11 protein-coding genes are annotated in these 11,984 nt (G+C 74.5%); 3 read left to right on the plus strand and 8 right to left on the minus strand.

From position 1 onward, the window contains the following. The first annotated feature begins 247 nt into the window (after positions 1-247). Both ABD990_RS00400 and ABD990_RS00405 read left to right on the plus strand, forming a co-directional pair. Positions 248-964, plus strand: a complete 717-nt coding sequence (locus tag ABD990_RS00400) for a hypothetical protein (protein WP_345377580.1) — start codon at positions 248-250, stop codon at positions 962-964. A 21-nt stretch (positions 965-985) separates the two neighbouring features. Then, positions 986-1,648: a phosphatase PAP2 family protein gene (locus ABD990_RS00405; RefSeq protein WP_345377581.1), complete on the plus strand. Its 663-nt coding sequence runs from the start codon at positions 986-988 to the stop codon at positions 1,646-1,648. 61 nt (positions 1,649-1,709) lie between these two features. Here the strand turns inward: ABD990_RS00405 and ABD990_RS00410 are convergent, their stop codons facing one another. The 6 genes from ABD990_RS00410 to ABD990_RS00435 form a co-directional block, all read right to left on the minus strand. Next, a complete protein-coding gene (locus tag ABD990_RS00410) occupies positions 1,710-2,099 on the minus strand; it encodes a hypothetical protein (RefSeq protein WP_345377582.1) in 390 nt (129 codons plus the stop codon). 122 nt (positions 2,100-2,221) lie between these two features. Continuing rightward, positions 2,222-3,742 carry a sensor histidine kinase gene (locus tag ABD990_RS00415; protein ID WP_345377583.1) on the minus strand — a complete coding sequence of 507 codons (1,521 nt, stop codon included), beginning with the start codon at positions 3,740-3,742 and terminating at the stop codon, positions 2,222-2,224. Positions 3,743-3,900: 158 nt separating this feature from the next. Then, positions 3,901-4,605 (minus strand): LuxR C-terminal-related transcriptional regulator, encoded by a 705-nt coding sequence (locus ABD990_RS00420; RefSeq protein WP_345377584.1) that lies wholly within the window; start codon positions 4,603-4,605, stop codon positions 3,901-3,903. Positions 4,606-4,820: 215 nt separating this feature from the next. After that, positions 4,821-5,321: a DUF5130 family protein gene (locus tag ABD990_RS00425; protein WP_345377585.1), complete on the minus strand. Its 501-nt coding sequence runs from the start codon at positions 5,319-5,321 to the stop codon at positions 4,821-4,823. Then, the gene (gene ctaJ / locus ABD990_RS00430) at positions 5,308-5,553 is read right to left on the minus strand and encodes an aa3-type cytochrome oxidase subunit CtaJ (RefSeq protein WP_345377586.1); all 246 of its coding nucleotides are present in this window, start codon (positions 5,551-5,553) and stop codon (positions 5,308-5,310) included. The genes ABD990_RS00425 and ctaJ overlap by 14 nt, the downstream gene beginning before the upstream one ends. A 64-nt stretch (positions 5,554-5,617) precedes the next feature. Continuing rightward, positions 5,618-7,033 carry a DUF2252 domain-containing protein gene (locus ABD990_RS00435; protein ID WP_345377587.1) on the minus strand — a complete coding sequence of 472 codons (1,416 nt, stop codon included), beginning with the start codon at positions 7,031-7,033 and terminating at the stop codon, positions 5,618-5,620. A gap of 170 nt (positions 7,034-7,203) precedes the next feature. On the opposite strand from ABD990_RS00435, the gene ABD990_RS00440 reads away from it, so the two are divergent. Next, positions 7,204-9,924 carry a hypothetical protein gene (locus tag ABD990_RS00440; protein WP_345377588.1) on the plus strand — a complete coding sequence of 907 codons (2,721 nt, stop codon included), beginning with the start codon at positions 7,204-7,206 and terminating at the stop codon, positions 9,922-9,924. Between the two features lie 468 nt (positions 9,925-10,392). Here ABD990_RS00440 and ABD990_RS00445 read toward each other — a convergent pair whose 3' ends face one another. Together ABD990_RS00445 and rfbB are read right to left on the minus strand one after the other, a co-directional pair. Beyond that, positions 10,393-10,971: a dTDP-4-dehydrorhamnose 3,5-epimerase family protein gene (locus tag ABD990_RS00445; RefSeq protein WP_345377589.1), complete on the minus strand. Its 579-nt coding sequence runs from the start codon at positions 10,969-10,971 to the stop codon at positions 10,393-10,395. Further along, positions 10,968-11,951: a dTDP-glucose 4,6-dehydratase gene (gene rfbB, locus ABD990_RS00450; RefSeq protein ID WP_345377590.1), complete on the minus strand. Its 984-nt coding sequence runs from the start codon at positions 11,949-11,951 to the stop codon at positions 10,968-10,970. Before rfbB ends, ABD990_RS00445 begins: the two co-directional genes overlap by 4 nt. Between the last annotated feature and the right edge of the window lie 33 nt (positions 11,952-11,984).

Below are 11,984 nucleotides of genomic sequence, written 5' to 3' on the forward strand. Positions count from 1 at the left end.
TCGAAGCGGTGGGCCTGAACGCGCTTGGATCCACAACGCGCTCAGGCCGCCGCTCGAGACGCGTTGTGGATCCACAGCGCCGGGGCCGTGATCTCGCTCCGTCGCAGGTCGGTGACGCGGAGCGAGAAGGTTGCTCGGCGTTCGGGTGAACGTCATCTACTCCACCCGGTAGTGCCATACTCCGCTCCTCACCGAGGGTGATCCGTGCTCCCCGTCTGCGGGCGCCCCGAACCGCCGGAGTCCGCGCATGCGCATCCCGTCCGTGCTCTACCCCGTCCTGCTGGCGTGCCTCGTGGTCGTCGCGTGCGGCAATCCGAGCGCCGACCAGGCCGCGCTCGTCAGCACCGGACCGGCGACCGCCGAACCCGCCACCGTGCCCGCGGCGATGCCGCTGCCCGGCGCCCCGTCCGTGCTGCAGGCCGCCCTCGACGCCAGCCGGAACCTGCCGAAGCCCGCGGCGCCCGCCCCGTCGTCGTCGACCGCGGCCGCACCCGGTCCTGCCCGGTCCGGCGGCGGTGGCGGCGGCGGTGGTGCCACGGGGTCGGCCGGCCGCACCGTGAACACCGAGGTCACCTTCTACGGCGCCTACGACAACGACCCGCCGGGAAGCGCGGCGATCGCCTACCCCGTGAAGCACTCCGAGGCCGGGGGCCGGGGCACCTACGCCGACCCGATCACCTTCGCCGCCGACCCGGACTACATGGCCGTGGGCACGATCGTCTACTACGCGCCGCTGCGGAAGTACTTCGTCATGGAGGACCTCTGCGCGCCCTGCCAGGACGAGTACCAGGCCAACGGGCACCCGCACATCGACTTCTACACGGGCGGCTTCGACAGCGGCGTCACGGCCTGCCAGTCGGCGCTCACGCCGTCCGGCCTGGTCGCGGTGGAGGTGTCCCCGCCGCCGGGCCGCGCGGTCGACACCACACCGCTCTACTCGAACGGGCGATGCATCTCCGGTTGATCACCGGGAACGCTGGAGATCGTGACGAGCGCAGGTCCGCCCGCCCCTCCGGCCCTGCCCGAGCACCTGCGCCGCCCCGCCGCCGTCGCGGTCGGCCTGGCCACGCTCGTGTTCGCGCTGCTCGGCGCGCGCTACGCCGGGCAGAGCGGCCACGGTCGGCTCGACGGGCACGCCGAGAGCCTGGTCGACCCGCTGACCTCGGCCCACCTGTGGGTGCTGCGGCGGCTCAGCGAGCTCGGCTCACCGCCGCTGGTGGTGTTCGCGGCGTTCGCGCTCTGCTGGCTCTGCCTGGCCCTGGGCCGGCGCCGGCTCGCCGTCGTCGCGATCGTGGGGCCGGGGCTCACCGGCGTGGCGACGACCCTCCTCAAACCCGCGATCGGTCGGACGATGGAGTTCGGCGGCTTCGCCTACCCCAGCGGCCACACCGGCGGGGCGACGTCGATCGCCCTGGTCGCCGCGTTGTTGCTGGTCAGCCTCGTGCGGCCCGGGCGGAGCACCGGCATCGCGCTGATCGTCACGATCGCACTGGCGGTCGGCGGCACGATCGGCACGGCGATGGCCGCGACCGGCGCCCACTACCCGACCGACACCGTGGGCGGCTTCTGCGTCGCCGTGGCGTTCGTGCTGGGCACGGCACTGCTGCTGGAGACCGCCGCCGCGTGGTGGCACCGGCTCCGCAGCTGACGTCGAGTACGGCACGGCCCGCCGGACAGGTCGTCCGACGGGCCCGCGGTCGTCCGTTCGGTCAGCGGCGCAGCAGGCGGCCCAGCAGCCCCTTCTTCTTCCCGCTACCGTCGGCCGGGGTGTAGTGGCCGCAGACGGCGGCCCCGCAGGCGCCGCAGTCGTCGCCGGGCCGGTAGTGCTCGTGCGCCTCGGCCGCATGCCCACAGACGCACGTCCCCGCCGGGGCGGGCGCCTGCGTCGGAGGAGCGACCGGCGGAGCCGTCGGCGCGCCGGTTCCCGCGCCGGCGCTGGTCCGTGCGTCGGTCCGCTGGGCGGGCACCGCGACCGCGGGCGCCGCGGGATCGTCCACCGCCGGCAGCCCCGTGGGCGGGGTCAGCACCGACGACGAGGATCCCTGCGCACCACGCGCCGTGGTCCGGTTGCGCGGACGGGCGTTGTCCGACTCACCCATTCGGGATCCCACCTTTCTTCCGACCGGCCTCGGGGGGCCGGATGGGGCACAGTATGCAACCGAGCGACCCCCGAGGGCCATCACCAGGAGTGGTGAGACGCCCGACGGTGCGGGTGGTTGCCTTACCGTGCGACGGGGTCGGTGGCCGGTCGATCCGCATCGACGGCCGGGAGGGTGACGGTCGCGGCGCAGCCGCGCGGGCCGTCCACCGTCCGTAGGGTCAGGGACCCTCCCTGACCCTCCACGAGCTCCCTGCTGATGTGGAGCCCCAGTCCGGAACCTCCGGCCCGGGCGTCGCGGACACCCCGCCCGAGAACCTCGTGCTCCTTCCCCGGGGGAAGACCCGGCCCGCGGTCCCTGACCTCGATTACCACCTCGTCGCCCTCCAAAAACGCCGTCACCGAGACGGGGGTTCCCGGAGCGTGCCGTTCACAGTTGGCCAACAGGTTCGTGACGATCTGGGCCACCACGGCCGGGTCGCCGAGCGCCGTCAGGCCCTCGGCCACCTCGAGGTGCACCTCCCGGCCGCGGGCCCGCTGCAGCGCCACGAGACCCGCCAGCATCGGCTCGACCTCGTAGCAGGCCGGCACGCCCGGCGCGCCGAGGTCCTCCTCGAGCTGCAGCGGGTCCGACGAGCGTTCGAGGATGGTGTGCAGGCGGCCGAGCTCGGCGAGGACCGCGCTGCGCAGGCGCTCGTGGTCCGGTCCCTCGCCCTCGGCCGAGAGCAGGTGGGTGATGCCGGCGAGTCCGGCCAGGCCGTTGCGCAGCTCGTGGTTGCGCTCCGCGCTGTGCGCGGCGGCCCGTTCCATGTGCAGCGCGGCGGCGGCGAGCTCCTCCTGCTGCTCGAAGTTCTCCTCCTGCAACGTCCGCAGGCCGCGCTGGACCAGCTGCAGCAGGCCGACCAGCAGCACGGCGATGCCGACGAGCCGCAACGTCGGGAACACGAGGTCCGGCACCGAGGGGTTCATCGGGCCGGACAGCCGGTAGAGCTGGGCGCCGGCCAGGATGACCAGGCCGAGCCCGATCCGCAGCCGGGTGGTGCTCTGCCGGCGCGCGGCGTCGACGACCGCCAGCACGGCGGCGCCGACCCACCCGAGCACGACGACGACCGAGGTCACCGGCCCGGCGACCAGGCGCGTGACCGGGCCGAGATCGGGCACCACGAACAGGGCCAGCACGGCGAGGACCGCGCCGCCGATCATGATGACCCAGCCGCCCCAGGTCCCGAGGCGCCGCGGCGAGCGCAGCGCGAAGACCAGCAGCACGAGCGCGGTGGTGTAGGCGAGCAGGCGCGAGACCTGGACCGCCGAGGAGACCGTGCCCGCCGGCGCCGAGACACCCCACGGCAGCACGACCAGGCAGTACAGGACCAGCGCGGCGGCCAGCCACGCCAGCCGGGGCTCGGTCAGCAGCCGCGAGGCCACCAGGGCCAGGATCGCGGCCGCGGCGCCGATCCCCGCGCTGACCAGGGTGAGGATGTCCGAGGCGGTCTCCTGGTGGAGCCACTCGAGGACCCGCGGGCTGCCGGCCAGCACGACGACCCCGGCGCACAGCGCGAGCAGCGCCCCCACGTCGACGGCCAGGCGTGAGGTGAAGCGGGCGCGCCGCAGCCGCCCCACCGCACTCGTGACACCCGTCGCCATGACGCCGAGGACCCCCTCCCCGGACGCGCCAGGGGCGCGCCGTTCATCCATCTTAGGGATGCGCGGACCCCGGTACGCGGTGGACGATGGACCTCGGCCGAACGGTCGTCAGGCGTTCGCCCGACACCGCACACCCGCGACCGGTGACGAGGGGCGGATCAGGCCCCGGTAGCCCGGCGGTAGAGGGCCACGGCCTCGAGCTGCGAGCTCACCTCGAGCTTCGTGAGCACCGCACGGATCTGCGTGCGCACGGTCGCCAGGGACACCACGAAGTGGTCGGCGACGGCCTGCGCGCGTTTGCCGCGGGCCAGCTCGGCCAGCACCTCCCGCTCACGCTGGGTGAGTCGGCCGAGCTTCTCGGCGAGCTCCCGGCGCTCCGACTGTCTGCGGCGGTAGAGGTCGATGAACTTGCGCCGCCGGTCCTCGGACATCACCGGGCGGCCGGCGACGGCCTCGCGCACGGCCGTGAGCAGCGTGGGGAAGGGCGCGTTCTTCGGCACCCAGGCCAGCGCGCCGGCGTCGAGCGCCGAGCCGACGCGGGCCGGGTCGGCGCTGCCGGAGAGGACGAGGACCTGCCAGCCCGCGCCCAGCAGCGGGCCGACCAGCTCCACGCCGTCGATCCGGTTGCCCTCCGCGTCCCGCCCCAGGTCCAGGTCGAGCAGCACGAGCCCGGGACCGAGCTTCGCCGCCTCGACGAGGATCCCGCGCTCGGCCGCCGGCCGGATACGGGAGGCGTCGATGCCCTCGGACCGCAGGCCGAGCACGAGCGAGGTCGCGACGAGCTCGTGGTCGTCCACGACCACGACGGGCGTGCCGACGCCCGGGGGCCTGCGCCCGGCGTCGTGCCGTCTCGGTTCGCTCATGGAGTACGACGGTGGCCTTCGGTGTGGGTCCGACGGACGGTCCTGGTGATGCACCGATCCGCCCACCAGGTACCGGTTCCCGCCCCGGGCGTGGGTGAATCCGTACGCCTTGCCCACATGATTGCACCATATGGCTGACGTTCCCTACCCATCACGCACGATTGCGTGATGAGGGTGTGGCACTGCCCGCTTCCGGGCCGTGCCGCAGGTGTACGTCAGCGGCGCGGACCGGCCTGGTCCGCCAGCATGCGCAGGCCGCTGAGCAGGCCGCCCAGCAGGTCGCCCTCCTTGAACGAGGCCACCATGCTCATGACGGCGAGCTTGGCGCCCCGGTCCGGCAGGCGCAGCCGCGCCTCGGACCCGGTGATGACCTCGACGACGCGCTGCCCGGGGCTCACCGCGACCAGCACGGACTCCGGCGCCCGCTCGAGCGACGCCTGCAGCTCCGCCGCGCGGACCTCGGTCTTCTCCCCGAGGTCGCCCAGGTAGATCGCGAACAGCAGGCCGGTCTCCCGGCTGGCGAGGGTCAGCGCCTCGTCCAGCCGGGACAGCTGCGGGGTCGTGAAGGGGACTCCGTCGGAGGAGTCCACCTCGGTGAAGATCTCGGCGGCCGACACCCGCCCGGAGCCGGTGACGACCGTGCCCTCCGGCAGGTTCTCCGGGTCGACCGTGGCGACGGCACCGTGACCGTGCCCGCCGTGCTCACCAGTGGCCACGGGCACCCCCGGTCGTCCCGGCCCCGTCGGCCGGCTCGATGTGCTCGACGTGCGCGGGCAGGTGCGCCCCCTCGGGGTTCGCCGTCCACAGCACGGGCTCGTAGCCCCACTTCTCACCGGTCCGGTACCTGGGCCGCTTCGCGGTCTTCGGGGCGATCGTCAGCAGGGCGACGACCACGTAGATGACCACGGGCGGCACCACGAAGGCCAGCACCGTCTGCACCACGCTCACGGACGTACAACCTAGTCCATGGGGTGGGTCCGGGCATGTCAGGAGGGGTGGACCTGCCTCACAGTCACACTCCGGGCTCGCAGGGCAGCACGCCCCGCCCGATCGCGCCCGTCAGCTCCTCGAAGTCCCGCTCGGTCTGGTCGGCGTAGGCACGGGCGAAGCGGCACATCGCCTCCCGTACCTTCCCGCCGCCCCCGATGTAGCCGCTGATCATCGACGCGCCGCTGGTGCGGGCGTGCCCCTTCGCGAGCAGCCGGCCGCAGACGGCGGCGTAGTCGGCGAGCGTGTCCGCGTCGATCCCGTCGAGGACGATCGCGCCCTTCATGTCGCGGAACTGACGCACGTAGTACTGCCGCTGCCCCACCGTCGTCCAGCCCAGCAGCGGGTCGGACACCGTCTGCAGCGCCTGCTGGTACTCGACGACCCGCTGGCCCTGGTGGTCGTGCCAGGCGTCGTCGCCGTGCACGTAGGGGGCGACGACGGACCGGCGGGCCTGCTTGAGCTGCAGGAACAGCACGTCGTCGGCCCCGGAGCCCTCGCACAGGGCGATGTACGCACGCAATCCGACCGAGCCGACGCCCACGACCTTGTGCGCGACGTCCACCACCCGGTACCCGCCGACGACCCGCGACCAGTGCGGCGGCAGGGTCCGCAGGTACTCGTCGAGGGCGGCGAGGATCCGCTCGTACTGCGCCGCGTCCGGCCGCGTGATCAGCGGCGGTTCGGTGACCAGGCGGCGCTCCGCCCCGTCGCGCTGGGTGAACCGGGGCAGCGCGCGGTCACTCGTGCGCCGACGGGCCTTGCGGGCCGCCGACGCCACGGCCTCGCGGCTGCTCTTGCGCGGCGCCCCCTCGTGCAGCTCCTGGGCACCGATGCGTTCGAAGGAACGGGCCAGGAGCGGTTCCTCGGCCAGCCGCTCGAGGTGGCGGCGGTAGGCGTCGACGCACTGCCCGACGGCCGTGGCGCACTGGTCCTCGGTGGCCGCGTTCTCCCGGCCGGCCACCCAGATGCTCGCCGCGAGCCGGCGCAGGTCCCACTCCCAGGCGCCGGGGTGGGCCTCGTCGAAGTCGTTGAGGTCGAAGACGAGTTCACGCTCCGGCGAGGCGTAGAAGCCGAAGTTGCCGAGGTGGGCGTCGCCGCAGATCACCGGCTGGATGCCGGTGGCGGGCAGGACCGCGAAGTCCGCGGCGTGCTGGGCCGCGGCGCCGCGCAGGTAGGCGTAGGGGCTCGCGCTCATCCGCCCGATCCGCACCGGGACCAGCCGCGCGACCCGGCCCTCGTTCGTCGCGATCACCGACTCGACGGCGCCGATCCGCCGGTCGTCCGGCGACCAGTCCGCCAGGGAGGACCGCGGCACCTCCCGGCGCAGGCTGCGGCCCAGCGCGTACCGCTCGGCGCGCGGGACGGACGGCGTCGAGAGCCGGGCGAAGCCGTCGCGGTCGCGCGGGTGCAGCGAGGTGAGGACGACGTGCGGGTGCATGGAAAGGTGATACCGGACGGGCGGTCGCGCCGCCGGGCCCGACGGCACGCCGTCCGGTTCGTCCGTCCGGAACCCCGCCCGCGAGCGGTTGGCCGCACGAGTACACCCGGTGATCTCTCCGTCACCCTCTCGGGTTGTTCGGCCGTCCCCACTTGACGACGATGGGCCGCATGCGTCTCCGGCGGGCGGCCCTGGCCCTGGTCGCGGCAGCGGGCCTCGCCGGGCTCGGGGGCTGTGCGGTCTCCGGCCCCACCCCGCTGTGCGAGGAGGCGCGCCGGCTCGTCGACCAGGGCCAGCTCGCCCAGGCCGCGGAACTGTTCGCCCGCGCGCAGGTGCGCAACGAGGGCACGTGCGCGGACGACGGCCTGTCCGAGGTCGGGGACCGCTACACGATGGCCTACACGGACGCCGCCCGCGGTTCGGCCGCCGAGATCGAGGGCCGCACCGACCTCGCCCGGTCCGCCTACGAGTCCGCGCTCCGGCTCGACGCGGGCAACCAGGCGGCGTCCAACGGCCTGGTCCGGCTCGGCCTCCCGCCGGCGGAGCGCAGCAACCCGCTGGCCCTGCCCGCGGTCGCGCCGTACCCGCAGGCCTCGTGGTGGACGGGCTGGCAGCTCGCCCTCCCCGCGCTCGCCCTCGCCCTGCTGGCCGTGGCCGGGGTCGTGGCGCTGTGGCGGCGGGGTGGCGTGGGCCGGCCGGACCGGGAACCCGCCTCGGGGCCCGACCGCGACGACGAGGGCGCACGCCCCTCCGCCTTCCGTGAATGGCGGGGGCGCGGGTGGCGGCTCCGGCGTCCGCGGGACGAGGAGGAGGTCCTCGAACCCGCGGCGGCGGGCGACGGCGGGGCGGCGGGTCCTGGCGGTCGCCGGGACCTCGAGCGGGGCGGATCGCGGTGGGGCGCACGCCGCCGGACGCAGAAGGAAGCCGACGACCGGTGGGCCCGGGCCCGGGCACGGGCGGAGGCCGAGCGCGAGCCCTCGGAGGTGGTCCCGTCGAGCTCCCGCTCGCTCCCTGCGGCATCCGGCGCCGCGGGCGCGGGAGTCCTGGCCGCGGGTGAGGTCGCAGCGGAGCGGCAGGAGGCCGAGCCCACCTCGCCCCGGCGGGAAGCGGAACCGACCCCACGAGCCGAGGCCGAGCCGACGAAGCGGGCCGCGGCCGACCAGCAGCAACCTCCGGAGGCCGAGCCGGGGCGGAAGGCCGAGCCGACGCGGGAGGCCGAACCGACACGCGACGGCGGGCCGACGCGGGGAGCCGAGCCGACGCGGGGAGCCGAGCCGACGCGGGGAGCCGAGCCGACGCGGGAGGCCGAACCGACGGGAGACGGGTCGGCGCGGGACGAGGCGCAGGAGGCCGAGCCGACGGGGAACGCCGAGCCGACGCGCAAGGCCGGGCCGGCGGAGCGCACAGCAGCGGACCACGCTGCGCCCGCCGAGCGGGGCGGCGCCGAGGAAGGCGGGAGCGCGTCCGCCGCGCAGCCCGCAGCAGCGAAGGCCACGGCCGCGGGTGGGGCGGCTGCCGAGTCGCACAAGGGCGCCGAGTCGCAGGCGAAGGTCGAGTCGCAGGGCGAGGCCGAGTCGCAGGGCGGGTCCGGGTCGACCCCGCAGAAAGCGGAGCCGGCCGAGCCGCAGCGCACAGCTGGTGCCGAGTCCGCTCCCCCGCCTGCGCCCGCCGGCGCGGCAGCCGCCGAGGAACACCCCGGGCTGCCGGGCGATGAGGAGTCCGCTGCCGCGCACGAGGAGGTCCCGTCCGGGTCGGAGGCGTCGCCCGCCGCCGAGGCATCGCCCGCCGCCGAGGCATCGCCCGTCGCCGAGGCGTCGCCCGCTGCCGCTACGCCCTTGCAGCGCACGCCCTCCGGGCCAGGGACCGCTGCCGAGCAGTCGCCGGGCGAGTCCGGTGATCAGCCGAACCGCGACGCCCAAACCACGATGCCGGACAAGGCGACGCCGTCGGACGACGCCCAGGTCGAGGAGCGGGCCGCCGCCGAGGCTCCCACCACGGCCGACGCTTCCCCGTCGGCCCCCGGCACGATCGTCGCCGCAGCGGCGGTCGGAGCCGCAGCCGTGGGCGCCGCGAAGGCCGCTCCTCGAGGGACCGGCCCGACGACCGGCGATGAGGCCGGGAGCGACGCCGTCACACAATCCGCGCAGGCGCAGGCCACCGGCACCCACCCACCTGCGGAGACGCCCGACCCGGCCCTCCGCTCCCAGCTCGCCACCCTCGACCTGGAGATCGGGCAGCTCCAGCGCATCCTCAACCGCTCGCTGCGCACCGACCGGGATGGCGGCCCGCCACGCTTCTTCGCCGCCCGCGAGCCGGTCAAGGGCGCGGCCGTGGCCGTCACGCTGGAGATCGTGTCCCTCAAGCTGACGGGCGGCGACCACACCGGGAACACCATCTGCGTGCGACGCACCGTGTCCGCGGAGCGGCAGCCGGGGCCGTGGGTGCCGGAGGACCGCGAGAACCGCTGGCAGGACGTCGCCGAGGAGGTCGATCATCGCCCGCTCGGCAGCATCCGCGACTCGGACGGCCGCATGTGGATCACCCCGGGCCGCGAGGAGCTGCGCGAGATCCTGCTGGACCTGGACCGCATCCGGCCGGCCTGGCTCTCACTCCTGAGCGGCGACTCACCGAGCACGGCGCTCCCGCTCGCCCCGCCGCCGGCGGACCAGGTCACCGGCCTTCGCGCCGCACTCGATGGCGCGCAGCCGCTGGTCACCCCGCAGCCGCTGCCCTCGGGCGTCCGCCTGCTCGCGATCGTCGACGCCCTGCTCACCGGCCCCGATCTCACGAACGTCCGGGTCGACGCCGTCGCCGACGAGATCCTCGCCCTGGCCGCCGCCGAGTCCGTGGAACACGAGCTCGACCGCCACCTGCTCCCCCTCGGCCGCTGAGGAAGACCGAACCGGCTCGGCCCACGGTCGACGCAGCACCGACACCAAGGCTTCTTGCCCGGTGGCCGACGCCGTGCGCGAGCGATCTGCCTGGTGGCCGACGCCGTGCGCGAGCGACGGGCCGCGCGAACGACGCATGGTCACCGCAACCCCGCCTCGTTCCTCAGCGACCCGTGCTTGATCACCCGTCGTGGACCCGCACGGTCGACTTTCGACCGCCCGCGTCCAGGGTCGGTGATCACGGCTCGCCCGGGCGGCGTACGCGGTCCGGGCCCCCGCCCGCGAGTCGTCCCTCCCGTGAACCTGCATGATCACCGTTGCCGGACCAGGACCGTCGATTTCCGACGGCCGCCGCCCACACCAATGATCATTGGCTCCCCCCGTGACCGGGAAGACGGGCCCGGCGAGTCGGTCGGCGGCCGTCCGAGGCGAAGAAGGTCGGTGCCGGGCCCCGGCAGGACGCCGCGCCTACCGGTACACCGGCAGGATCCCCTGTTCCTTCGCCTCGGCCAGGGCGGGGGCGTCGCGGTCCTTGTCCGAGAGGATCAGCTCGAGGTCGGCAGGCCAGGGCAGGCCCAGCTCCGGGTCCAGCGGCGAGACCCCGTGCTCCGCGGCCGGGTTGTACGGCGTGGAGCACAGGTACGCCATCACCGTCGACTCCTCCAGCGCGACGAACGCGTGCCCCAGACCCTCCGCCAGGTAGACCGCGCGCATCGACCCCGAGTGAGAACCGTCGTCCAGCTCCACGGCCTCCCACCGTCCGAAGGTCGGCGACCCCACCCGGACGTCGACGATCACGTCGAGCAGCCGCCCCGACGGGCACGACACGTACTTCGCCTGCCCCGGCGGCACGTCCGCGAAGTGCACCCCACGCACCACACCCAGCCGCGACACCGAGTGGTTCGTCTGCCCGACGACCAGGTCGAAGCCCAGCGCCTCCCGGAACACCGGCCCCTGGAACGGCGCCACGAACACCCCACGCCGATCCGGGAACACCGCCGGCTCGAACACCCACGCCCCGGAGATCCCCAGCTCCCGGTACTTCACGACGCCACCCCGTCCCGGACAGAACCGCTCTTGAGCGGCTCCCACCACTGCCGGTTGTCCCGGTACCACGCCACGGTCTCCGCCAGCCCCGCCTCGAACGACATCCGCGGCTCGTACCCCAACTCCGCGCGGATCTTCGACCAGTCCACCGAGTACCGCCGGTCGTGGCCCTTGCGGTCCGGCACCGGCTCCACCCGCGACCAGTCCGCACCCACCGCCTCGAGCAGCCGCGCCGTCAGCTCCCGGTTGGTCAGCTCCGTACCGCCGCCGATGTTGTAGACCTCCCCCGCCCGGCCACCCGCCGCGACCAGCGCGATCCCGCGGCAGTGGTCGTCGACGTGCAGCCAGTCCCGCACGTTGAGCCCGTCGCCGTACAACGGCACCGTGCCCCCGTCGAGCAGGTTGGTCACGAAGAGCGGGATCACCTTCTCCGGGAACTGGTACGGCCCGTAGTTGTTGCTGCACCGCGTGATCGACACGTCCAGCCCGTGCGTGCGGTGATACGACCGCGCCAGCAGGTCGCTGCCGGCCTTCGACGCCGAGTACGGCGAGTTCGGCTCCAGCACGTGGTCCTCGCGCCACGAGCCCGACTCGATCGACCCGTACACCTCGTCCGTCGAGACGTGCACGAACTTCCCGACCCCGGCGTCCACCGCCGCCTGCAGCATCACCTGCGTGCCGACCACGTTCGTCGACACGAAGTCCGCCGCCCCCGCGATCGAGCGGTCCACGTGCGACTCCGCCGCGAAGTGCACCACCACCTCACAGCCGCGCACGGCAGCCGCAGCCCCCGCAGGATCCCGGACGTCCCCCACCCGAAGATCCACATCGCAGCCGGCCAGGTTCTCCCGCCGCCCCGCATAGGTCAGCAGATCCAGCACCCGGACCTCACCGGCCAGGGCCGGGTAGGCGCCAGAAACCAGCGACCGCACGAAGTGCGACCCGATGAACCCCGCCCCACCCGTGACCAGAACGCGCACCCGGCGAGGGTAGCGACGGCCCGCTCGGCAGAA

This window comes from Pseudonocardia yuanmonensis, from assembly GCF_039542425.1.
Classification (GTDB): domain Bacteria; phylum Actinomycetota; class Actinomycetes; order Mycobacteriales; family Pseudonocardiaceae; genus Pseudonocardia; species Pseudonocardia yuanmonensis.